General features: G+C 62.6%; 27 protein-coding genes. 12 read left to right on the forward strand and 15 right to left on the reverse strand.

From position 1 onward, the window contains the following. Nucleotides 1-272 precede the first annotated feature (272 nt). A complete protein-coding gene (locus NKJ75_RS15035; protein WP_023670143.1) occupies nucleotides 273-413 on the reverse strand; it encodes a DUF1127 domain-containing protein in 141 nt (46 codons plus the stop codon). Nucleotides 414-738: 325 nt separating this feature from the next. Further along, a complete protein-coding gene (locus NKJ75_RS15040; RefSeq protein WP_032893124.1) occupies nucleotides 739-1,749 on the reverse strand; it encodes an NAD(P)H-quinone oxidoreductase in 1,011 nt (336 codons plus the stop codon). Between the two features lie 136 nt (nucleotides 1,750-1,885). Here NKJ75_RS15040 and NKJ75_RS15045 point away from each other — a divergent pair, with 136 nt between their 5' ends. From NKJ75_RS15045 to NKJ75_RS15055, 3 genes are all read left to right on the forward strand, one after another. Then, on the forward strand, nucleotides 1,886-2,080 hold the full coding sequence (locus NKJ75_RS15045; RefSeq protein ID WP_023670145.1) for a DUF1192 domain-containing protein: 195 nt from the start codon (nucleotides 1,886-1,888) through the stop codon (nucleotides 2,078-2,080). 96 nt (nucleotides 2,081-2,176) lie between these two features. Then, nucleotides 2,177-3,415, forward strand: coding sequence for an MFS transporter (locus NKJ75_RS15050; protein WP_023683997.1), 1,239 nt, complete (start codon nucleotides 2,177-2,179; stop codon nucleotides 3,413-3,415). 32 nt (nucleotides 3,416-3,447) lie between these two features. Then, a complete protein-coding gene (locus tag NKJ75_RS15055) occupies nucleotides 3,448-3,711 on the forward strand; it encodes an ArsR/SmtB family transcription factor (protein WP_023670147.1) in 264 nt (87 codons plus the stop codon). Between the two features lie 29 nt (nucleotides 3,712-3,740). On the opposite strand, the gene NKJ75_RS15060 is transcribed toward NKJ75_RS15055, so the two are convergent. From NKJ75_RS15060 to NKJ75_RS15080, 5 genes are all read right to left on the reverse strand, one after another. Further along, nucleotides 3,741-4,205 (reverse strand): SRPBCC family protein, encoded by a 465-nt coding sequence (locus NKJ75_RS15060; RefSeq protein WP_352499880.1) that lies wholly within the window; start codon nucleotides 4,203-4,205, stop codon nucleotides 3,741-3,743. Between the two features lie 16 nt (nucleotides 4,206-4,221). After that, nucleotides 4,222-4,596, reverse strand: a complete 375-nt coding sequence (locus tag NKJ75_RS15065) for a nuclear transport factor 2 family protein (RefSeq protein ID WP_032887163.1) — start codon at nucleotides 4,594-4,596, stop codon at nucleotides 4,222-4,224. A gap of 23 nt (nucleotides 4,597-4,619) precedes the next feature. Continuing rightward, a complete protein-coding gene (locus tag NKJ75_RS15070) occupies nucleotides 4,620-4,946 on the reverse strand; it encodes an ArsR/SmtB family transcription factor (RefSeq protein WP_352499881.1) in 327 nt (108 codons plus the stop codon). Nucleotides 4,947-4,951: 5 nt separating this feature from the next. Then, the gene (locus NKJ75_RS15075; RefSeq protein ID WP_023693661.1) at nucleotides 4,952-5,608 is read right to left on the reverse strand and encodes a glutathione S-transferase family protein; all 657 of its coding nucleotides are present in this window, start codon (nucleotides 5,606-5,608) and stop codon (nucleotides 4,952-4,954) included. A 116-nt stretch (nucleotides 5,609-5,724) separates the two neighbouring features. After that, nucleotides 5,725-6,558 carry an alpha/beta fold hydrolase gene (locus NKJ75_RS15080; protein WP_352499882.1) on the reverse strand — a complete coding sequence of 278 codons (834 nt, stop codon included), beginning with the start codon at nucleotides 6,556-6,558 and terminating at the stop codon, nucleotides 5,725-5,727. A 102-nt stretch (nucleotides 6,559-6,660) separates the two neighbouring features. Here NKJ75_RS15080 and NKJ75_RS15085 point away from each other — a divergent pair, with 102 nt between their 5' ends. The 3 genes from NKJ75_RS15085 to NKJ75_RS15095 all read left to right on the forward strand — a co-directional run bounded on the left by NKJ75_RS15085 (nucleotide 6,661) and on the right by NKJ75_RS15095 (nucleotide 8,109). Beyond that, nucleotides 6,661-7,188: a winged helix-turn-helix transcriptional regulator gene (locus tag NKJ75_RS15085; protein ID WP_023754138.1), complete on the forward strand. Its 528-nt coding sequence runs from the start codon at nucleotides 6,661-6,663 to the stop codon at nucleotides 7,186-7,188. Nucleotides 7,189-7,267: 79 nt separating this feature from the next. After that, nucleotides 7,268-7,501, forward strand: coding sequence for a hypothetical protein (locus NKJ75_RS15090; protein WP_023684002.1), 234 nt, complete (start codon nucleotides 7,268-7,270; stop codon nucleotides 7,499-7,501). Nucleotides 7,502-7,677: 176 nt separating this feature from the next. Further along, complete coding sequence (locus NKJ75_RS15095; RefSeq protein WP_023690074.1) at nucleotides 7,678-8,109, forward strand: GlcG/HbpS family heme-binding protein; 432 nt, start codon at nucleotides 7,678-7,680, stop codon at nucleotides 8,107-8,109. Nucleotides 8,110-8,231: 122 nt separating this feature from the next. On the opposite strand, the gene NKJ75_RS15100 is transcribed toward NKJ75_RS15095, so the two are convergent. From NKJ75_RS15100 to NKJ75_RS15115, 4 genes are all read right to left on the reverse strand, one after another. Continuing rightward, nucleotides 8,232-8,633, reverse strand: a complete 402-nt coding sequence (locus NKJ75_RS15100; RefSeq protein ID WP_023670154.1) for a hypothetical protein — start codon at nucleotides 8,631-8,633, stop codon at nucleotides 8,232-8,234. A 193-nt stretch (nucleotides 8,634-8,826) separates the two neighbouring features. Beyond that, a complete protein-coding gene (locus NKJ75_RS15105; protein ID WP_352499883.1) occupies nucleotides 8,827-9,774 on the reverse strand; it encodes an agmatinase in 948 nt (315 codons plus the stop codon). Nucleotides 9,775-9,972: 198 nt separating this feature from the next. Next, a complete protein-coding gene (gene rpmF, locus NKJ75_RS15110) occupies nucleotides 9,973-10,155 on the reverse strand; it encodes a 50S ribosomal protein L32 (RefSeq protein ID WP_008834724.1) in 183 nt (60 codons plus the stop codon). Between the two features lie 154 nt (nucleotides 10,156-10,309). Continuing rightward, the gene (locus tag NKJ75_RS15115) at nucleotides 10,310-11,017 is read right to left on the reverse strand and encodes a biosynthetic peptidoglycan transglycosylase (RefSeq protein ID WP_352499960.1); all 708 of its coding nucleotides are present in this window, start codon (nucleotides 11,015-11,017) and stop codon (nucleotides 10,310-10,312) included. A 132-nt stretch (nucleotides 11,018-11,149) separates the two neighbouring features. Between NKJ75_RS15115 and NKJ75_RS15120 the strand changes: the two genes are divergently transcribed. Next, nucleotides 11,150-12,067: a polyprenyl synthetase family protein gene (locus NKJ75_RS15120; protein ID WP_023736994.1), complete on the forward strand. Its 918-nt coding sequence runs from the start codon at nucleotides 11,150-11,152 to the stop codon at nucleotides 12,065-12,067. Between the two features lie 97 nt (nucleotides 12,068-12,164). Here NKJ75_RS15120 and NKJ75_RS15125 read toward each other — a convergent pair whose 3' ends face one another. Together NKJ75_RS15125 and NKJ75_RS15130 are read right to left on the reverse strand one after the other, a co-directional pair. After that, nucleotides 12,165-13,166: an NADP-dependent oxidoreductase gene (locus NKJ75_RS15125; RefSeq protein WP_023736995.1), complete on the reverse strand. Its 1,002-nt coding sequence runs from the start codon at nucleotides 13,164-13,166 to the stop codon at nucleotides 12,165-12,167. A gap of 67 nt (nucleotides 13,167-13,233) precedes the next feature. Beyond that, nucleotides 13,234-14,049, reverse strand: coding sequence for an oxidoreductase (locus NKJ75_RS15130; protein WP_023727313.1), 816 nt, complete (start codon nucleotides 14,047-14,049; stop codon nucleotides 13,234-13,236). Nucleotides 14,050-14,154: 105 nt separating this feature from the next. On the opposite strand from NKJ75_RS15130, the gene NKJ75_RS15135 reads away from it, so the two are divergent. Next, nucleotides 14,155-14,739 (forward strand): TetR/AcrR family transcriptional regulator, encoded by a 585-nt coding sequence (locus NKJ75_RS15135; protein WP_023736996.1) that lies wholly within the window; start codon nucleotides 14,155-14,157, stop codon nucleotides 14,737-14,739. A 313-nt stretch (nucleotides 14,740-15,052) separates the two neighbouring features. Here the strand turns inward: NKJ75_RS15135 and NKJ75_RS15140 are convergent, their stop codons facing one another. Beyond that, entirely contained in the window at nucleotides 15,053-15,946 is an 894-nt protein-coding gene (locus tag NKJ75_RS15140; protein WP_352499884.1) for a LysR family transcriptional regulator, read from the reverse strand. A 154-nt stretch (nucleotides 15,947-16,100) separates the two neighbouring features. Between NKJ75_RS15140 and NKJ75_RS15145 the strand changes: the two genes are divergently transcribed. From NKJ75_RS15145 to NKJ75_RS15160, 4 genes are all read left to right on the forward strand, one after another. After that, nucleotides 16,101-16,934, forward strand: a complete 834-nt coding sequence (locus NKJ75_RS15145) for an SDR family oxidoreductase (protein WP_352499885.1) — start codon at nucleotides 16,101-16,103, stop codon at nucleotides 16,932-16,934. 240 nt (nucleotides 16,935-17,174) lie between these two features. Next, the gene (locus NKJ75_RS15150) at nucleotides 17,175-17,666 is read left to right on the forward strand and encodes a (2Fe-2S)-binding protein (protein WP_023730815.1); all 492 of its coding nucleotides are present in this window, start codon (nucleotides 17,175-17,177) and stop codon (nucleotides 17,664-17,666) included. Next, complete coding sequence (locus NKJ75_RS15155; protein WP_352499886.1) at nucleotides 17,663-18,655, forward strand: FAD binding domain-containing protein; 993 nt, start codon at nucleotides 17,663-17,665, stop codon at nucleotides 18,653-18,655. Before NKJ75_RS15150 ends, NKJ75_RS15155 begins: the two co-directional genes overlap by 4 nt. Then, the gene (locus tag NKJ75_RS15160) at nucleotides 18,652-21,033 is read left to right on the forward strand and encodes a xanthine dehydrogenase family protein molybdopterin-binding subunit (RefSeq protein WP_352499887.1); all 2,382 of its coding nucleotides are present in this window, start codon (nucleotides 18,652-18,654) and stop codon (nucleotides 21,031-21,033) included. Before NKJ75_RS15155 ends, NKJ75_RS15160 begins: the two co-directional genes overlap by 4 nt. A gap of 165 nt (nucleotides 21,034-21,198) precedes the next feature. Here the strand turns inward: NKJ75_RS15160 and NKJ75_RS15165 are convergent, their stop codons facing one another. Next, a complete protein-coding gene (locus NKJ75_RS15165) occupies nucleotides 21,199-22,299 on the reverse strand; it encodes an ABC transporter ATP-binding protein (RefSeq protein WP_352499888.1) in 1,101 nt (366 codons plus the stop codon).

Raw genomic sequence — 22,299 nt, forward strand, 5'->3', positions numbered from 1 at the left:
ACCAAAATGGGAAATTCGCGGCCTGTATAACCGCTCCGCTGCCGTTTCGCAATGTTTTTGGCGCAGGGCGCAGCCGTCGGACACCGGACAGCGGGGGAGGCCAGGAGGACCTCGGCTCCGGCGATCATTGATGCCGAGTTGTACAGGGGGTCCAAGACGACAAAACCCGCCGGACAGGGTCCAGCGGGCTCGGAACCGGCGACGGGATACCGTCTGCGGCGGCTCTTGCTTCTGCCGCGTGGTCAGGCCTCACTGGCCGACCATGCTTCGAATTAGATGGCCTTGCGGGCAATCCTCTCGATGTCGCCGCGGCTGATGCCGAGGTCGCTGAGCTGACGGGCGTTGAGCTTGTTCAGCTCGCGCACGGTTTCGTTGTACATACGCCAGTTACGGAAAGCGCGGATCGGGTTCATGGTTGTCCTCCAGTTGTTGGATCAAATCGTTTCGATGACGCTTAGATAGGCAGTGCTGCCCACGAATTGAACAGACGTCTTTGCATAGCCGCAATGCAAATGCTGCATTGCAGCATTAAGCTTCTGTTCATCTTGCCGACAGGCTGAGCGCGGAGCATGGGGCGAGATTCAGGCCAGGCCGAGCCGAGAATGGCGGCTCCCGAGAACCGGCCTACGCCGGCCGTAGCCTTAACTGCCGCAACCCTCATGAGGGCTTCGGCCGGCGAAGGCCGGAAGCGCAGGGAGCCGCCATTCGCAGGCCGGCCTCACCTGAATCTCGCCCCATCTAGCCGACGTCGAGAACGATCTTGCCTATATGCTCGCCCTCTTCCAGGCGCTCATGCGCCCGCCAGGCGTCGGTCAGCGGGAAGATCATGTCCATCACCGGCGCTACCTTCCGGGTGCCGAGCAGCGGCCACACCTGTGCTTCCAGTGCGGCGGCGAGCGCCGCCTTGAACTCGACCGTGCGAGGCCGCAGCGTCGAGCCGGTGTGGGTCAGCCGCTTGACCATGATTTTCGAGAAATCGGCGCTCGCCACCGCGCCGGCCTGGACGGCGATCTGGACGATCCTGCCCTCGACCGCGGCGGCCTCGTAGTTGCGCGCGATATAGTCGCCGCCGACCATGTCGAGAATGACGTCGGCCCCCTTGCCGCCGGTCGCATCCTTGACCGCCGCGACGAAATCCTCCTCGCGGTAGTTGATCGCCCGGTCGGCGCCGAGCTTCAGGCAGGCGTCGCATTTTTCCTTGCTGCCGGCGGTGGTGACGACATAGGCGCCGAAGGCCGACGCCAGCTGGATCGCCGTGGTGCCGATGCCCGATGAGCCGCCATGGACCAGCAGCGTCTCACCCTTTTTCAGGCCGCCGCGCTCGAACACATTGTGCCAGACGGTGAAATAGTTTTCCGGAACCGCGGCCGCCTCCGTGTGGGTGAAGCCGGCGGGCAGCGGCAGCACGCTGCCGGCATGAACCTTGACATATTCGGCATAACCGCCCCCCGGCGTCAGCGCGCAGACCCGGTCGCCGATGCGCCAGCGCGATATCTCGTCGCCAAGGGCGGCCACTTCGCCCGATGCCTCGAGACCGGGCAGGTCGGAAGCGCCGGGCGGCGCCGGATAGGCGCCCTTGCGCTGCTGCACGTCGGGGCGGTTGACGCCGGCCGCACGCACCCGGATCAGGATTTCGCCGGGACCAGGCACCGGCACGTCGCGCGTTTCCGGTTTCAGCACCCGCGGCCCGCCCGGTTGCGAGATTGCAATGGCCGTCATCGTGGCTGGAATTTTATGTCCGCTCGCCATGAAATTTCCCGTCTCGGTCCGCCGGCTGCCAGCTTCTTGCCGGCTGTTTGCATCTACGCCCCTGCCCTATGTATGCTGATTGCCGGATCAGGCAAATGGCCAAATCAGCCCCAATACTGAATAGGGAGGAGCGACGATGGCGATCTTCGACGACGAACCCAAGAAGAAAGCCCGCCCGCATGAGATCGGACAGGATCTGTCGCTGCTTTCGGTCGGTGACCTGACCGAACGGATCAGCATCCTGCGCGAGGAGATTGCCCGGCTCGAAGCCGAGCTCCAGACCAAGGGCAGCACCAAATCGGCGGCCGAAGCCCTGTTTCGCCGCGGCTAGTTTTCGCGTTAGTTTCGGCGTTGAGCATCCGCCGCCGAAAAGCCCGAATGCGCCTGTCTTCAGACCCCGCCACCGAATCTCCAGACGGATCAAACAATGTTTGCAAGCTACAGGCCGATCCTCTCGCTGCTTCGCGGCACCGCTTTCCTGCTCGCGGCTTCGGGATTGCACGGCCTGTTGTTGCCGTTGCGCGGCCAGCTCGAAGGGTTTTCGACCGCATCGCTCGGCCTGATGGGCACGGCCTGGGCCGGTGGCTTCGTCACCGGCTGCTTCTTCGCACCGCGCCTGGTGCGCCGCGCCGGCCACGTCCGGGCGTTCGGCGCCTTTGCCGCTTCGGGCGCCATCGTGGCGTTGCTTACCGGCCTGATCATCGACGAATATGTCTGGATCCTGCTGCGCGCCTTCACCGGCTTCACCATGGCCGGAGCCTTCATGGTCATCGAAAGCTGGCTGAACGAGAAGGCCACCAACGAGAACCGCGGCACCGTCTTCGGCCTCTACATGATGGTCACCTATGCCTCGATCATGGGCGGCCAGATGATCGTTGCCGGCGGCGACGTCAGATCGGCGTCGCTGTTCATGATTACCGGCATATTGTTCTGCCTGTCGCTGATCCCGACCGCGGTGTCGTCGGCTTCGTCTCCCAAGCCTTTGCAGGACGTCAAGCTCGACGTCAAAGGTCTCTACGCCAACTCGCCGGTGTCGGCGATCGCCTGCCTGTTGGTCGGCATCGCCAATGGCGCCTGGGGCACGCTTGGCGCCGTCTACGGCGCCCGTATCGGCATCTCCACCGCCCAGATCGCACTGATGATGAGCCTTGTCGTTATTGCCGGCGCGGCCATGCAGCTTCCGGCCGGACGCCTCTCCGACAAGACCGACCGCCGTTTCGTGCTGGCGGGCGCGGCTTTCGGCGCCGCACTGTTCGCCATCCTGATCTTCCTGTTCGAACCGCGTTCCGCCGTCCTCGTCATTGTCTTCGCCGCCGCCTACGGCGCCTTTGCCTACACGCTCTATTCGATCGCCGTGGCGCATGCCAACGACCACGCCCGATCGGAGGATTTCGTCAAGGTCTCGGGCGGCCTGCTGCTTCTGTATGGCTTCGGAACCATGATCGGGCCCTTGCTGGCTGCCGCCCTGATGGGCTGGCTCCGCCCCGAAGGCCTGTTCCTGGCCACCGCGCTGGCGCATCTCAGCCTCGCCGCCTACACGCTGCTGCGCATCAGCCGCCGCGCGCCGGTGCCTATCGAAGACCGCGACGCCTTCAAGACCCAGCCGGCCGATCGCTCGGTCACCCCTGAAGCACTGCGGCTCAGAAAAGCGGAAGCCGACGGTTGAGATTTGAAAAGCTTTGCCCCACAAGTATAGGCATGATCTTTTCTGACGCCTTCATGGCGATTGCCGACCCCAACCGGCGCTATCTTCTGGAAGAGCTCCGGCGTGGCCCGAAAACCGTCAACGAACTGGCTTCGGGCCTGCCAGTCTCCCGCCCGGCCGTGTCCCAGCATTTGAAAGTGTTGCTGGACGCCGGTCTGGTTCAGGCCAAGGCCGAGGGCACGAGGCGGGTCTATACAGTCAGCAGTGGCGGCTTCCTCAAGCTCAATATTTGGCTTGATCAGTTCTGGGAAGCATAGGCCGCGAATCCAGCTCGCCTCCCTGGCTTTCAAGTGTCCGTTGCCAGCGCCTTGCCCAGCGCATCGAGCAGGAATCCGGTACCATGCTCGCGCGATGACGGTGTGTCGTGCCCATCGAGAAACGCGCCCTGCTCGGTCAGCACCAGACGCGTGCCCGTGCCTTCCGGGCGAAGCTCAATTGTCGCCAGCGAAACCGAGATTCTGACATCACCGAACAGCATGTCGTAGCTGTAGACGATGCGCTGGTTGGGCACGATGTCCTGATAGGTGGCGGTATAGGTGTGGATCGGCCCGTCCTTCGGCCCGCCGGCATTGACCTCCTGGCCGCCGACGCGAAAATCCATTTCGTGCCTGTGGGTCATCGGGTTGCCGGGGTCGGCGAACCAGCGCCGCTTGGCGGCCGGATCGCTGAGCGCGAAATAGACTTTCGCCGGTGCAACTGGATAGAGGCGCTCGAGGACGAAGGTGGAGTGGACGACGGATCGTTCGGCCATAGTCAGGTCCTCTTGGTCAGCTTGATGGTTTCTGCGCGACGAAGACACCGTCGCGATAGGACGCGCCGAAATAGACTTCGACGGCGCGCAACCTGTCGTCATGGAACAGATGCAGTTCGGTGTTGCGGAAGGTCTTTCCGTCCGCCGTCTCGCAGCGATAGAGGACAAAGGCGGCGTCCTCGTCCTCGCATATCCGCTCGATGACGATCGAGCTGAAGGCCGGGCTGTCCGGCCAGCAGCGCTCGAAATAGGTCGCACGGTCGATGGCGTCGTCATAGGGGCTGGTGAAGGTGAAATCGTCGGCGAGCACCGCCGCGACGGCAGCCTTGTTATTCGCCTGGTAGGCGGAAAAATAACCGCGGATCAACTCCGCTCTGCTTTTGCCGGGCATGGTCATTTCTCCTCTGCTTCAGGTCATTCGGTCTCGGCGAGAAAATCGCCGAGCCGGTCGAGCCGACGCTCCCATGTCAGCCGCCGTTCGTTGATCCAGTGTTCTGCGCTGCGCAGCGCCTGCGGCGCGATCTTGCAGGTGCGCACGCGGCCGAGCTTTTCCGAGCGCACCAGCCCGCTTGCTTCGAGCACGTTGAGATGCTGGACGACGGCCGACAGCGACATCGCCAGCGGTTCGGCCAACTGGCTGACCGAGGCCGGCCCACGCGACAGCCGTTCGACCATGCTGCGCCTGGCCGGGTCTGCGAGCGCCTGGAACATCAGGTCGAGCTGGGCGGGATCGTGCAGCATCGCGATCAGCCGTTATTGTAGGGAAAGAACTTGAAGTAGGGCTGCGCCTCCTCGACCACCCGGGCGAAGGACGGCCGCTTGAGCAGGCGGTCGTGGTAGCGTTTCACGGCCGGATAGCTGTCGCCGAACGGCTCGACCTTGTTGGCGTAGAACAGCGCCGGCGAGGCCGCGCAGTCGGCCATGGTGAAGGTGGGGCCGGCCGCCCAGAGTTTCGAACGCATCTCCTCCCCGATGATCGCATAGGCGTTGCGCAATTGCGCGCGCGCCTCGTCGACCCCGAACGGATCGGTCTTGTCCTGCGGGCGCAACCTGTCGCCGACGATCTTCTGCATCGGCGCCTGCACGTAGAAATCGTAGAAACGGTCGGCCTGGCGGACCTGGAGGGCAAGGTCGGCCTCGGCCGGGATGAGCTCGACCGGCCCGGGATAATGCGCGGCCAGATATTCGATGACGATGGTCGATTCCAGCACCGTGCGGTTGCGTGCATCGTCACGCAGCGCCGGCATCTTGCCGGTCGGCGACACCTTCAGGAACGCTGCCCGCGACTGCTCATCGCCGAGGTCGACGATAACCGGCGTGAAGGGCGTATCGTTCTCGTAAAACGCTATCAGCGGTTTCCAGCAGAACGATGCTAGCGGATGGAAATGGAACGTCAGGGACATTTTTTTCTCGTCTGTTTGCGGTTCGTCGATGCTGGAGCGGTGCCAGCCAGCGCCAACACTGAAGCATTTACTTAACTATTTCCGTGAGGCGAATGTGTCAAGGTTCCAGACTGCCTTCAGGGTTTGGTATGCGTGACGATGGCGGCGACGATCGTGCCCCAGTCGTCGGGATGCAGTTCGTGGCCACCGCCTTCGATGCGGACAAGCCGCCCGCCGGCAACAGCGCCGGCAAGGGCTGCGCCATGCTCGACCGGAAAGATCGGATCCGATGTCCCGTGAATGACGAGCAGCGGAACCTTGATCTCGCGCAGGCGTCCTTTCAGATCCTCGCCGCCCTTCAGCATGAAATGGTTGGTCGCGCTCAGGAAGCCGCCGGATCGGTCGTAGTCCCGTTCGACGAACGCCCGCATCACCTTCTCGTCGAACGGATGCGCGGTGCTGGCGATCGCACGCGCGTCCTTGACGACGAAGCCGATCACCTGGTCGCGGTTCGACCAGTCGACCTTGGCGCCACCGGCCGAGTGCTCCATATAGGCTTCGGTCGCCCCCGGCAGCTGCGATGTGTCCATCCCCACCGGTGAACTGCTGATCACCGTCAGCGAGGTGACACGCGAGGGATGTCTCAACGCCAGTCGTTGCGCGATCATGCCGCCCATCGACATCCCGACCACATGCGCCTTTCCTATGCCATAGCTGTCGAGGGCGCGCACCGCATCGTCCGCCATGTCGTCGACCGTATACGGCGGCTCGCCCGGCGCATATTTGGTCGAGAGGCCGGTATCGCGGTTGTCGTAGCGGATCACGAAACGGCCTTCGCCGGCGAGTTTTTTGCAGAGCGCCTCCGGCCACCACAGCATCGAGGCCATGGCGCCCATGATCAGCAGAACGGCTGGATCGCCGGGATCGCCGAACGTCTGGGAGACGATTTCGGGTGCTTCGGCGTTTGTCATGGAACTCTCCTCGCTCCGGCCATCAAACTGATTGCGTTTTGCAATCGGTTGCACGATAATAAAACTGATACGATAATGCAACTGGTTTTTGAGGAGAGTCGGATGAAAACCGAACACCGCTCGGGATGCCCTATCAATCTGTCGCTGGAAGTGTTCGGCGATCGCTGGAGCCTGATCATCCTGCGCGACATGATTTTTGGCGGCAAACGCCACTTTCGCGAACTGCTCAACGGCTCGATCGAGGGCATCGCTTCCAATATCCTGGCCGACCGGCTGAAGCGGCTGATGGAACTCGGCATGCTGACCAAGGCCGACGACCCCTCGCACAAGCAGAAGGCGATCTACAGCCTGACCGAGATGGCCATCACGCTGGTGCCGATCATGGCGCATCTCGGCGCTTGGGGCCGCGTCTGGCTGCCGGTGAGCGAGGAGCTTTCGATCCGGGCCGAGCTGCTGGAGAAAGGCGGACCGCCAATGTGGGAGCAGTTCATGGACGAGTTGCGCCACGACCATCTGGGCACGCCTGTCGCCACACCCGCGCGGCCTTCCGTCCGCGCTACATTGCAGGCCGGATATGAGGCGGTGGTAGCCCGCAAGGCGTCGAGCGGCATCGAGGCCCCGGCCGCTTGACCAACTTATTTCCCCATTATCAGGCCGGCTCTGCTATCAAGGGGCTGAAAAACATAATTTACGGGATTGGATAACGCTCTTGGTCGAGAACTCTAAGGATACTGCCCGCGCCCGGGCGGATATGCGTTTCAAGAAGCAGGAAGAGGCCGCCACGGTGCGGCAAAAGGCGATGGCGGAGTATGTCGCCGAGGCCGACGCCCGCCAGGCCAAGACCAACAAGCTCCGGGCATTGCGCCTTGCCAAGGAAGCGGAAGACCTCGCCAACGCCCCTGCCGTTCCGGTCAAGAAAGCGCCCCGAGCCAAGAAAAAATAGCGCGGCCTTCTTCATCGACGCCCGATCTGGATGCCGGCGGATCGCATCCGCCATGTGCCACGATCAGCAATGCCCGCCATTTCCGCTTTCCCACGCGAAGCAATTTCAACCGCAACCGGGATTTCGCATCCCGCATGTCAGGTCGATGATTGACGCGTTTTGATCAGGAGACAGCCATGACCGCACTGACCCTCGAAAAAGCCAAGCACATCATCGACGCCGCCTTCGCCAAGGGCGCCGAGCTGAAGCTCAAGCCGCTCGGCGTTTCCGTGCTGGACGCCGGCGCGCATCTCGTCGCCTTCCAGCGTCAGGACGGAGCCTCGTTCCTGCGCCCGCAAATGTCGGCCGGCAAGGCCTATGGCGCGCTCGCCATCGGCATGGGCTCGCGCCGTGTCGAGGCTTTCGCCAAGGAGCGGCCGCATCTCGTCGCCGGCATTTCCGACGTCTCGGGTGGACGCGTGTTGCCGGTCGTCGGCGGCGTGCTGATCCGCGACAAGGCAGGCGCCGTCATCGGCGCCGTCGGAATTTCGGGAGATACGTCGGACAATGACGAAGCCGCCGCCATCGCCGGCATCGAAGCGGCGGGCTTCACTGCCGATCCGGGCTGAGGGGGAGCTTCGTCATCCCAGGGCGAAGCAGGAGCGAAGCTACGCGGCGCAGACCCCGGGATGACGACCAGAAAGAGCAGCCACGCCAATCGCGAACGGATGCGACCATCCAACGAAGGCGGCTAGTTCAAATTTATGTCTCTACTCGCCGACCGCATCGACACCGAAAACCCGGCCAGCACATCGAACAGGGCGATCACCATCAGCGTGAAGAAGACGGAGTGCGCCGCGCCCTTCACCAGCAGGAACTCGACCAGGAACGCCACGAAGACCAGCGTCGACAACAGATGGTCCATGATCGAAGCGTTCGTGGTGCGCACCGACTTCACCATTTCCAGGAACAGGAAGATCAGCCCGATCACCACCATCAGGTCGCCGAGCGTCATCGAGAACACCCCGCCCGACATCATGCTGAACGAGAAGATCTCGGTCGCCCACGGATCGTCGCCGCTGCCGAATATTCCGAGGAGTCCGAGATTGTAGGCCACGAAGGGCACGATCAGCAGCGGGATGGCACCGAACATCAGGCGTCTCCTCTAGCAATTCCAGGAAAGCGGTTTCCCAAGGAATTGCCTAAACAATGGGGGCACCTTCTGTAGAATGCCCCGCAGGCACGCCGTCAAGATTTTTCGCTAGCGCCCGCAAACACGGAAAAAGACCGCGCGAAACAACCCTGTCAGCCACAGTTGCCCCGGCTGACCACCGACACGCCGGGATTCAGCGCTTGAACTGGCCTGTCCGCACGGCGGCGCCGATAGCGTTGAGGATGAAAAGGCCGGCGGTCATCGAGGTGATCTCGTTGACGTCGCGCGCCGGCGCGATCTCGACGATGTCGATGCCGACGACACGTCCCTTGGCGAACAGCCCCTTGATCAGTTCGATCGTCTGCCGGTAGCTGATGCCGCCAGGCGCCGGCCCTTCGACCGCCGGCATGACAGCGGGATCGAGACCGTCGGCATCGATGGTCAGGTAATAGCGGCCACCGTCCGGGATGCGCTTGAGCAGCGCCGCCGTACCGATATCCTGCCATTCATTGGCGGTGACGATGTTGGAGCCGTAGGCGCGGGCCGCCTCGACCTCCTCGAGCCGGGCGCTGCCCTGGCCGCGGATGCCGAGCTGGAAAATCCCGGCTATATGCGCCATCTCCGAAGCGCGGCGGATGGGGCTGGAATAGCCTTCCCTGACCCCGTTGACATTGTCGCGCCAGTCGAGATGGGCATCGATCTGAACCAGGGTGATCGGCCCTTCGCCGTCAAGCGCCCGCAGGATCGGGATTGGAATGCCGTGATCGCCGCCAATGGTGATCGGCAAGGCGCCGGCGACGCGGATCTTGCGGATCGCCGTTTCGGCCAACCTGTAGTGGCTGCCGGCGGCATCGCCGGGGACATCGCCGACATCGACCACCTTGACGTCCTGCCCGTCGAACAGGGTTCCGCCGATGTCGAAATCATAGCGGTCGAGCCCGAGGCTGATGCGCTGCGAGGCGCGCCGCACCGCGGTCGGCGCGTTGGTCTGGTCGTTGACCAGCTCGTCGATCGTGTAGGGACTGCCGTAAGGCATGCCGATGATGGCGACATCCGCCTTCAGCGCATCGAGGTCCTCGACCAGCGGGAAGTTCATGAAGGTCTGGAAGACATCGCGGGGTGCTGTGGTGAGCTTGGTCATGCGGTCCCTCTGAAGCCGGTCGATCATCGCGCGGAAGCGCCGCGACAAGGCATGCGGACTCAATACAGCACCGCCGCCGCAGCTTGTATCGCCACGGACGCCCGGTCTTTGGCATAGTTGGCGGCGCGGCGCGCACCAAACGCAAAAAAACCGGCCAATGGCCGGTTCTTTTGGCATCAAACCCTTCGAAAGCTGGTCTCAGCTTTCCTTGGGCGTCAGCACCTGGCGACCGCGATACATGCCGGTCTTCAGGTCGATATGGTGCGGGCGGCGCATTTCGCCGGAATTCTTGTCCTCGACATAGGTCGGGGCCTTGAGAGCGTCGGCCGAGCGGCGCATGCCGCGCTTGGACGGAGAGGTTTTTCGTTTCGGAACGGCCATGGATATGCTCCACTACATGGTCAAAATGCCCCGATAGCCCTCGTGAAAGGGCCGCGTCAGGGCCATAATCTGAGAAAGTCGGGTGCCTATACACGCCCTGCGCCGTTTTGGCCAGCACCGTGGCGATTTTTTTTTGAGGCGGCAGCGGTTCGACCTAATCAAGACAACCGACATACGCGCCCGAACGGCCGGCGCGGCGTTCGATCAGCGACGCCAGCCGCCGCAGACCCGGACCGGGCTTGGCCGGATTGCGGGCGATCGGATTGGGCAACGAGACGGCGAGCAATGCCGCCTGCCGCCGCGACAGCTGTTTGGCCGAAACGCCGAAATGATGCTGGGCCGCCGCCTCGATGCCGTAAATGCCCGGCCCCCATTCGGCGATGTTGAGATAGATTTCCATGATCCGCCGTTTCGACATCACCGCATCGAAATAGACGGCCAGCGGCAGTTCGACCACCTTGCGCACCGAGCCCAGCGGCCGCGACCACAGGAAAAGGTTCTTCACCGTCTGCATGGTGATGGTCGAGGCGCCGCGCGTCGCCTCGCCGGCCAGCGCATCGTCGACGACGCCGCGCAATTCGCCAAGATCGATGCCGCGATGGAAGCAGAACTGACCGTCCTCCGACATGATCACCGAATTGGCCAGCACCGGCGACACATCGTCGATCGACACCCAACGCCGGTCGTAACCGGAGAAGGTCGTGAGGTCTTTGACCATCAAGGTCGATATCGGATGCACGAAGGACGGCAGATAGAGGAAGGTCAGCACAATGGGTATCGCCGCCAGCACGACGGCGACGACCAGGCCGCGCCGTGCCAGGCGCTTCAGACCGGCGCGGTTCACGCGCCTTGGTCGCGCCATCTCAAACCCTTCGGTTTCATGATCGACGATCGGTTCCGTCAAGCCGCCCCCACCCGCGCCACTCTCCCGCCTCCGGCATAATGGCGCGAGGCTTCTTGCGCAACGTCTGAGTGTCGGCTACCGCTCCCGGCCATGACGAAAGACGAGCAATTGGCCTTTGAGGCCGCACTTCTGGGGCGGGCGGCGGCGATCGAGGCCGGGCTCAGGCTGCTGCTCGACGGCCGCACGCTTGCCGGCGAGATCGCCCGACCGGAGCGTCTGATGGCGGCCATGCGCCATGGCGTGCTGAACGGCGGCAAGCGGCTGCGCCCCTTCCTGGTCATGGAAAGTGCCGCCCTTTTTGGCGCCGATGGCGAGGCGGCGATGCGCGTGGCGGCGGCGCTCGAATGCGTGCATTGCTATTCGCTGATCCATGACGATCTGCCTGCCATGGACGACGACGATCTGCGCCGCGGCCAGCCGACCGTGCACAAGGCCTTCGATGAAGCCACCGCCATACTTGCCGGCGATGCGCTTCTGACGCTTGCCTTCGATGTCCTCGCCGATGAGGCGACGGCGCTGCCGGCGGAGCGCAGGGCGGCACTGGTGCTGGCGCTGGCGCGCGCGGCCGGCACTGGGGGCATGGTCGGCGGGCAGACGCTCGATCTCGAAGCCGAGCGCAGCAGGCCGGACGAAGCCGGCATTATCCGGCTGCAGGCGATGAAAACCGGCGCGCTGATCCGCTTCGCCTGCGAAGCCGGCGCGATCATTGCCGGCGCCGCACCGCAGGACCGCGACCGGCTGGCCGAATTCGGCTCGGCGGTCGGGCTTGCCTTCCAGCTTGCCGACGACCTGCTCGACCTGACCGCCGATGCCAGCCAGATGGGCAAGGCGACCGGCAAGGACGCAGCCGCCGGCAAGGCGACGCTGGTGGCGCTGCATGGCGCGAACTGGGCGCGCAGCCAGCTCCATGGGCTGGTCAAGCAGGCCCATGAATTGCTTGAGCCTTACGGTGAACAGGCAGCCTTGCTGAAGGCAGCGGCAAGCTTCGTGGCAATCCGCAACAACTGAGGTTTGGGCGATCGGATGCCGAACCGTTTTCGGAATTTGTCGGCCTTGCGCTGCCTTGCTTTGGTGTCTCTCAAATGCCCCAAAGCAACTGGGCGCGCTATCTGACCTTGACGACGACCTTGCCCTTGGCGCGTCCTGTTTCGACGTAAGCCAGCGCCTCATTGGTCGCTTCAAAAGGAAAGACCCTGTCGACGACCGGGCGAATCGCCCCATCTTCGATGAGGGACGTGATTTTGCTCAGTTGCTCACCTTGCGCCGACATGAACAGGAACGAAAATCCCACGCCCCGGCGCTTGGCTTTGGTCCTGATACCACGGCTCAGCAGCCGCAGCAGCAGCCTTAGCACCACGTTCAGTCCCTGTTTCCTGGCAAATTCGGGATCCGGAGGACCGGAAATCGAGATGAGCTTCCCACCCGGTTTCAGCACAGTCAGGGATTTCTCAAGCGTCTTGGCGTCCTGGCTGTTCAGGACGACGTCGTAGCCCGACAGGATTTTCTCGAAGTCGTCCTTCCTGTAGTCGACGACGACATCGGCACCGAGATCCCTGACCAGATCGTTGCTTGCCGCGCCCGCTGTTGTCGCAACGATCGCGCCGAGATGCTTTGCCAACTGGATGGCGAATGTCCCCACGCCGCCGGAGCCAGCCTGGATGAAGATCTTCTGGCCTGTCTTCAGACCCGCCCTCTCGATGAGAGCCTGCCAGGCGGTCAGACCGACCAGCGGGATCGAGGCCGCCTCTTCCATGCTGAGGTTCGCCGGCTTCAGCGCCACGTCGGCTTCATCGATTGCGATGAATTCGGCGAATGTCCCGATCCGGCCGTCGCGCGGCCGCGCATAGACGGCGTCGCCGGGTTTGAATTTGCGGACTTTCGAGCCCACCCTGACAACCCTTCCAGCCACGTCGTGACCGAGAATGAAGGGCCGGCGATAGGGAAGGATGAGTTTGAATTCACCGGTTCTGATTTTGGAATCCAGCAGGTTCACTCCTGCGGCATGGACCTCGACCAGGACGTCATTGTCCAGCAGTTCCGGCTCCGGCATCTCGGCCAGCCGCAAAATGCCTTTCTTGTTATATTTGTCGACAACGAATGCCTTCATGGCAGTGACTTTCTGAAGTGCCTGTTGGTGTGCCGTTTGTGCGTGAAATTCTCCGTCCCGCCGTTGTTCAGACCGGCAAGCGGAACTGCTTGCGCAAGGTCTTGTCGAACATCCCCGCGGGGGCGAAGCGGCGCAGCAGGCTGACCTGGCGCGCTGCCTTCCCTGCGGTATAGCGCCGTCGCGGACGGGCGTCGGTCGCTGCCTTGACGACCACATCCGCCACCACTTCCGGCCGATCGGCTTTGGGCATCACATCGGCAAGCAGCGCCTTGAGACCGGCGCGCGCCTGATCGTAGTCCTTCAACAGGGAATCCGGCTCGATGCCGTTCTGGTCGAAGACGGTGCGCACGAATGCCGGCTCGATGACCGAGACGCGAATGTTGAAGGCGCGAACCTCATGATCGAGCGACTCCGAATAGCCCTCCAGCGCGTGCTTGACCGCCGAGTAGTGCGCTGAGTATGGCGCGGGCACCAATCCTAGAATCGAGCCGATGTTGACGATGCGCCCTTGGCCGCGGCGCCGCATCGACGGCAACACCGCATTGGTCATGCGCATGACGCCGAACAGATTGACGTCGAACAGAACCTGCACCTGTGCGACCGAAGATTCCTCGGCGCCGCCAAGCAGGCCGACACCGGCATTGTTGACCAAGAGGTCGATGCGGCCGGTCTGGGCCAGCACGGTTGCAACGAGGGCGCTGACGGACTCCCCGTCGGTCACGTCGCAGGTCAGCATGGACACCTTAGCCGGGCCGTTGCCGGCCTTGCTGCGGCTTGTCCCGAAGACGGTATACCCCGCCCGCGCCAAGGCCTCGGCACTGGCGCGGCCGATGCCCGAAGAGGCTCCGGTCACGACTGCGGTCTTTCCAGAGTTCGCATTCATTTTTTATGCTCCAAAGCCACTGGGGCTAGCTTTCGTTCGCTGGTTGAATTATGATCATAATATCAAATTACAACCGTAATGCAATAGCAGAAAGGAATAGCAGCCATGCGCTACGAAAAGGGCCGAAAGGACGCCTCCCGCGATCGCATCGTGGAGGTCGCAGCCCAGCGTTTTCGCGGTGACGGCATCGCCGCGTCCGGACTGGCAGCCATTATGGGCGACGCCGGACTGACGAACGGAGCCTTCTATCCGCATTTCCAGTCCAAGGCGGAGCTCGTGCGTGAAAGCCTTGTAGCGGCACTGGAGAGCCAGGTGCAGCAACTGCAGGAGGTATTGGCCGCCGGTGGTCCGGAGATGGGCATAGCGGCGTATCTGTCAGCTGCGCACCGGGACAACCCGGGAACGGGCTGCGCCAACGCCGCGCTGCTCCCGGAACTCGCGCGTCAGCCGCCCGAAACGCGCCAAGTCTATACCGAACGCTTGCTGGTTCTGGTGCGTCAGCTGTCTGCAGCGCTTCCGCAGGCCAGGGATCCGGAAGGCGTTGCCATGGGCGTCTTTGCGACCCTCATCGGCGCGCTTCAACTGGCCCGCGCGGTGGCAGGGACCGAATTGTCGGATCGCTTCCTTGCGGCAGGAGCAGATGCCGCGCGCAGGCTGATCCAGCCACGTGACGGCGAGAAGGCATCCTAATTTAGAGATAGAGCAGAAGCAGCAAAGAGCCCGACATCCTCATCATGGCGGGCCGCATTACAAGAAGGATCCGCTTTGCCTAAAAGTTGTCAGCCACTGCCAGCACGAGGCCATCTCAACCTGCATCAGGGAATGACCGCATTAGGGGCCGGAAGCGACTGGCAGCTTCAAGGCTCGGAATCGGACGGCCACCGCGACGCAGTCGTAAGGGATAAGTTGCGACGGAGGAATCGATTGGATGCCCGAAAATTGTGCTGATGAGGGAGGGATAACTCACTTTGCCAAGTTAGAGCGGCGTGTTTTCGCCCTTCCGTCACGCCTTGAGACGGAGTGCCTCCACAAGAAGAGCGAACGCTGCAGTGTGCTGGCGTCGGCTGGGATAATAGAGGTGATAGCCCGGGAAGGGTTGGCACCAGTCTTCCAGCACCCGGATCAGGCGTCCGTCTGCGACGAACGGAGCGACCTGGCTTTCAAATGTGAATGCTAGTCCGAGCCCGTCGAGGGCCGCAGCCTCCAGCATTTCCCCGTCATTGATAATGAGTGGGCCATTCATCCTGACTTCAAGTTCCTCACCGCGTTTTTCGAACTCCCAGGCAAAGAGCCCGCCGCCGGTCTTCTGACGGTAGCTGATGCCTTTGTGTTCCCCAAGTTCGCGCGGTGTCTTTGGAACCGTTCGGGTTGCAAAATACGACGGTGATCCAACTACCGCCATACGCAGGTCCGGGCCGATCCTTACTGCCACCATGTCCTTCTGGACCTGCTCGCCGATCCGGATACCGGCGTCGAATTTGTTTGCAACGATGTCAACCAGACCTTCGTCCAGGCTCAATTCTACTTCGATATCCGGATACTCCAGAAGGAGTCTGGCGATGACGGGCCACAGTACTGATTTGGCAGCATACCGGAATGTCGTCAGGCGAATGAGGCCAGTGGGCTTGTCGCGCAGGGCGGCGACGGCGGCGATCTCGCTTTCGATGTGATCGAAGGCCGGTCGCAGGCTTCGCAGCAAGCGCTCTCCAGCTACCGTCACGGACAGGCTGCGGGTGGTGCGTGAGATCAGCCGGACTCCGATGCGCTGTTCCAGCGTTCTGACAGCGTAGCTGAGCGCCGACTGCGATAGACCAAGCTTTGCTGCGGCGCGCGTGAAGCTGCCCGCCTCTGCTACGGCGATGAAGACTGCCAGCTCGCTGAAATCTCCGCGCCTCATTTATCAATCCCATTTCTAACTTCATGCAGATTATAGAGGCTAATCGTATCGAGTCCTATTCCCTATGTCACCTGGCAGACAACGAAACGCTGAGACGGACGTGCCAAGCCAACGCGGCATAAACTGAAAGATACCGACCAGGAAGGATACGACTATGAGTAGAGTATGGATGATCACCGGCGCAGGGCGAGGCATGGGCCTCGACTTTGCCAAAGCGGCCCTGGCCATCGGCGATAAGGTCGTTGCGACCGGTCGTAACCCAGATCGGGTCGCCAAGGGGATCGGGCAGTCGGACAATCTTTTGGTCGTCACGTTGGACGTGACCAAGCCGGCCGACGCCGACGCCGCGGTGAAGGCAACCCTGGACCGCTTTGGTCGCCTCGACGTGCTCGTCAACAATGCCGCGGGCTTCTATGCCGGCTATTTCGAGGACCTGACTCCGGCCCATATCGAACTTCAGCTCGCGTCCACCCTGACCGGCGCCATGAACGTCACGCGCGCAGTCCTGCCGGTCATGCGCGCGCAGGGTTCTGGCAAGGTCATTGCCATCTCATCGACGGCAGGCCTGGTCGGCTTTGAGTTCTGTTCTGCATACGCCGCGGCAAAGTTCGGCGTTGATGGCTGGATCGAGTCACTGCAAGCCGAGGTGGCGCCGTTCGGCATTGAAACGATGATCGTGAACCCCGGGTTTTTCCGCACGGAGCTGCTGACGGACGAATCCACACAATATGCTCCGTCATTCGTCAGCGATTACAGCGAACGTCGCGCCCAGCAGATAACGGGTTGGAAAGCCGCGAACGGCCAGCAAGTCGGCGACCCCGCGAAACTCGCGCAGGCGTTGATCACTCTGGTCGACAAGCCGGAGTTGCCCCGTCGGTTCATCGCCGGCGCCGATGCTCTTGCAATGGTCAGGCAGAAACTCGCTCTGCTGCAGCAGCAGGTCGATGCCCATGAGGAGCTATCCGGGTCGCTGGCCTTCGACAGCTGAACGTCGCATTCAGCACTGCCGTCGTCGCAGGTCTATTTATGAGCGCCGTCGATAGGCTCATGCGAATTTTGAGGGCTAATTCGGATGTCGCGTCCGTGCTCTCCTGAGGGGTTGACCCTTAGGCAACCGGCCAATGACAGGCCTTCGAATAGACGTCCCTTTCCGACCGATGCCGTAGGCTTCGTCGGTCCGATCGATTTCGCGAGAAGTCCCAATCCCGCCCGCCACCGAGGAGACGACATGCCAGAGCCCCGACAGCTAGCCTTGGACATCAACAGCCGGCGCCACCAGTTCAATCTTGATGTACGCGTGACTCTGCTGGACGCACTACGCGAGCATGCCAACCTGCCCGGCACGAAAAAAGGCTGTGATCATGGGCAGTGCGGCGCCTGTACCGTCCACGTCGACGGCGAGCGGGTATTGAGCTGCCTGACACTGGCGGCCCAGGTCGAAGGCCGTCAGGTCACGACGATCGAGGGCCTCCAGGCTGCCGACGGCGTGATGCACGCAGTCCAGACCGCGTTCATCGAGCACGATGCATTCCAGTGCGGCTATTGCACCCCCGGTCAGATCATGTCGGCCGTTGCATGCATTCGTGAGGGCCACGCCGATACGGACGAGGACATCCGCGAATACATGAGCGGCAACATCTGCCGGTGCGGCGCTTACCCCCATATCGTCGCCGCGGTGCGCGATGCCGCCAGCCGCCTGAAGAAGGAGGCAGCACTATGAGACCTTTCGAGTATCTCCGCGCCAAAGATGCCGCGAGGGCGCTTGCCGAGGCTACCAAGCCAGAGACAAGATTTCTCGCCGGTGGGACCACGCTTCTTGACCTCATGAAGCTGAATGTCGAGCGTCCTGCGCGGGTGGTCGACATCACGCGCCTTCCCGGCCTGGACACGATCGAGGTATCGGCGGATGCCATTCGCATCGGTGCGCTCGCCAAGATGAGCAAGGTCGCCGACCACGCCGATATCAAGCAGGCTGCGCCGGTGCTTTCCGAAAGCCTGTGGCGCGCTGCCTCGGCACAGCTGCGCAACATGGCGTCCATCGGTGGAAACTTGATGCAGCGAACCCGTTGCACCTACTTCCGGGACGCGGGCGCTTATTCGAACTGCAACAAGCGCAATCCTGGTTCCGGATGCGCTGCCCTTGAGGGCGTCAACCGCAACCACGCGGTGCTCGGCACGAGCGACGCGTGCATAGCAATCTACCCCGGAGATTTTGCGGTTTCCCTGGTGGCATTCGACGCCACGGTCATCATCCGGGGAGCTTCCGAACGCAAAATTCCCGTCGACGAATTCTTCCTTCTCCCTGGCGATACCCCGCACCTTGAGCATGAGCTGTCGGCCGGCGAGATGGTCGTCGGGATCGAGATCCCGCGTTCGGCAGCCCTGGAACGCTCGCACTATCTCAAGGTCCGGGATCGCGCGTCGTACGAGTTCGCCGCGGCCAGCGCCGCTGTCGGGATCGAATTGGAAGCCGATGGCAAGACAATTCGCGAAGTACGCATTGCGGTCGGCGGCCTCGCCACCAAGCCCTGGCGCCTGCGCGCCGTCGAAAATTTGCTCAAGGGAAAGACGCTCGACGAGGCGACGCTTCGTAGCGCCTCGTCAGCCGCCGGCGACGGCGCGAAGTCGAGCGGACACAACGCATTCAAGATTGAACTGGCACCGAAGGTCGTGGCCCGCGCCCTGATGACGGTAGGAGGTATCGCATGACACATGGTAACGCGTTCGAACTCAACCGCCGCACCGTCTTGAAGCTCGGCGCCGGCGTAGCCGCTGTCGCTGGCGCCGCTGTCGATCTCTCGTCAAAAGCCGCTGCGGCTGAGACCGTCCCCGCCAAGGCGCCAGCTCTCGGTGCCAGGCTTTCCCGCGCCGAAGGCCCGTTGAAAGTCACCGGGCAGGCTCGCTATGCGATCGAGCAGAAGCTGAAGAACCTGGCCTATGGCGTAACTGTCCAATCGACGCGGCCGGCAGGGCGTATCGTCAGTATCGATACGTCCGCCGCCAAGGCTCTACCGGGTGTCCTGGATGTCTACACCGCGCAGAATTCCCTGAAGCTCAACAAGCCGACCGTCTACAGCAAGGGCGGCGGAGCGACCGAGGAATTTACCCCAATTCAAGACGATGTGGTCCGTTTCAACGGCATGCATATCGCGCTCGTGGTCGCAGAAACCTTTGAACAGGCAACGGAAGCGGCAAGCCTTCTCAAGGTCGAATACGAGGACGGCGACCCTATTCTCGACATCAACGATCCCAAGGCAAAAGCGCAGCCCATCGATGAGATGGGTGCCGCGTGGGGCGATGCGGCGACAGCGTTGGCCAATGCCGAGGTCAAGGTAGACGTCACTTACACGACGTCACGCGAATACAATGTGCCGATGGAGCCGCATGCGTGCATCGCTTCCTGGGACAACGGGAAAATCACCGTCTGGGAGCCCAGCCAGTGGGTTGGCGGGGCACGGAGCGTCGTGTCGGAATGGCTCGGCATCGACATCGAGAATGTGCGGGTGATCTCGCCCTATGTCGGCGGTGGGTTCGGGTCCAAGATCGGGGCACATCCGCATGTGGGGCTGGCTTGCGCGGCCTCGCGGAAACTGGGCAGGCCGATCAAGGTTTCTCTCACGCGGCCGCAGACCTTTACCGGCCTTGGCGGCCGACCGGCGACACGGCAGACACTCTCAATCGGAGCCTCGAAGGACGGAAAGATAAGCTCGATCGTCCATGAGAGCTGGAACGAGACGGCGATTGACGAAGTCCATATCGAGGCTTGCAACAATGTGACGAAGATCATGTATGCGACGCCGAACTTTTCTTCACGTCTCAACGTCGTCCCGGTCAATACGGTCCAGCCCGGCTGGAAACGGGGCCCCGGCGAAAACCCCAGTGCCTATGCTGTGGAAAGCGCGATCGACGAGCTGGCGTACGCGCTCAGCATGGATCCGGTCACGCTGCGCCTTGCCAACTGGGCGGAGACGGATCCCAGCAATGGGATGAAGTGGAGCACTCGACAGTTACGCGAAGCCTATGCCGTGGGCGCGGAAGCCTTCGGCTGGTGGAACCGGAACCCGGCCCCTCGCTCGATGCGCGAAGGCCGCGAGTTGATCGGTTATGGAATGGCCGCCGGGTCATACCCCATGATCCGTACCGCGAGCGAAGCCAAGATCGTACTCCATGCCAGTGGACAGATCGAAGTCCTCAGCGCGGGCACCGACATGGGAACGGGGACCTATACCATTCTCGCCCAGACAGCGGCTGACGCATTGGGCGTTCCTGTTGAGACAGTCGCGGTGCGGCTGGGCGATACCCTCCTCCCCAGATCGGCGCTCGCAGGCGGTTCCCAGCAGGCCAACAACCTGACGGGAGCGGTGGACAAGGCGGCCAGGAATGCACGGGACGCCTTGCTGGCGCTTGCCGCATCCGATCCGAAGTCGCCGCTGGCAGCCTCGAAGGCGACTGACCTCACGTTCGAAAACGGCTCGGTGCAACCGACCCGACGGCCGAACGGCGGTATCGGCATCGCGGAACTCTTGAAGGCAGTGGGCAAAGACAAACTGGAAATCGAGGGTAACACCTTTGCTCCCGGCGCCACCGAGGAGATGAAGAACGGAGCTGACCGCAGTTTTGCACAGTTGAAGGGCGCTGTGGAAGGAGGCGTCTCGGCCCATAGCTGGTGTGCGCATTTCGTGGAAGTTCGGATCGATGAGGATTTTGGCACGATCCGCGTCAAGCGCATGGTCTCGGCATTCGATAGCGGCAGGATCTTCAATCCGAAGCTTGCGGAAAGCCAGTGGATCGGCGGTATGGTCATGGGTCTCGGGCAGGCTCTCCTGGAAGAAGGTTACGTCGACCAGCGAGACGGGCGCACCATCAACGCGAATTTTGCCGACTATGCCGTCCCGGTTAACGCCGATGTGCCCGACATCCAGGTGATTTCGGTTGGAATTCCGGACATGCAGGCAACCGCTCTTGGCGGCAAAGGCGTCGGCGAGATCGGTGTCGTAGGGGTCGCACCTGCGATCGGTAATGCCGTCTTCCACGCGACCGGCAAACGCATTCGAAGCCTTCCGATCACGCTGGAAAAGCTCGTTTGAGTTCGGTCGATGCGCCCTGGTGACCCTCAGGCTCGCAAATAGGCGAGCATGCAAAAACAACGATTCTAAACCCAAGGCAAAACTGGGTCGCTAATCCCTGGTCGCCGCCTGTTGTAACGTCACCAAGCAACGCCGGGAAAGTGTGCAACGGTTTTCCCGGCGCGTTCAATTGTCTTTGATCAGCACGATCTTCGCCGGATCGAAATCGATCCCGACCATCGTCCCTTCCGCCACGGCGGGTGTGACATCAGGCGATGTCGCGAACAGTTCGACCGCCGGATCGCTGATCGCGATCCGGTATTCCATGTGGTCGCCGAGATACGAGCTCTTGACCACCTGGCCCTTCATGGTGCCCGCTGGCTGGCCGGGCAAGATTCGCACGGCATTCGGGCGCACAGCGAGCATCGCCGGTCCCGGAGCGTTACCGCGACCCGGCATGTCGAGCAGCAAGGGTCCGACCTTGACCCTTGCACTGGTCGCATTGCTGGAAAGCACCTCGACGTCGAGCAGATTGGCGTCGCCCATAAAGTCGGCGATGAAACGGTTGGTCGGCTCGTTGTAGAGGTCGCGCGGCGTGCCGTCCTGGGCGACGCGAGCGGCGTTCATGACGATGATGCGGTCGGAGACGGCGAGCGCCTCTTCCTGGTCATGCGTGACATAGACCATGGTCAGCGCCAGATCTTGCTGCAGGCCGCGGATTTCGTCGCGCACCCGCCGGCGCAGCTTGGCGTCGAGATTGGACAGCGGCTCGTCGAACAGCAGCACCTTCGGCTCCAGTACGATGGCGCGCGCCACCGCGACGCGCTGCTGCTGGCCGCCGGACAATTCGCTCGGCTGGCGCTTCTCGTAGCCGGACAGGCCGACAAGCGACAGCTTTTCGGCGGCGCGCTCGGCTGCCTGCGCCTTGCCAAGCCCCATCGCCCGCAGGCCGTAGCTAACATTCTCCATCACGTTCATATGCGGAAACAGCGCATAGGACTGGAACACCATGGAGACATCGCGCTCGGCGGCGGACAGCAAGGTGACGTCCTTGTCGTCGATCAGGATGCGCCCGGTGCTGGTCTGTTCCAGCCCGGCGATCAGCCTGAGCGTCGTGGTCTTGCCGCAACCCGAGGGCCCGAGCAGCGTCACCAGGCTGGCCGGCGCGATGTCGAAGCTGACGTTGTCGACGGCGATCACCGCGCCATATTTCTTGGTGACGCCCTCGAACCGCACCGCTGGCCTGTCCGTCGCAACCGGGGCAGCAGTCTTCGCCGTCTGATCCAC

It is taken from the genome of Mesorhizobium sp. M0058 (assembly GCF_040323095.1).
In the GTDB taxonomy this organism is placed as follows: domain Bacteria; phylum Pseudomonadota; class Alphaproteobacteria; order Rhizobiales; family Rhizobiaceae; genus Mesorhizobium.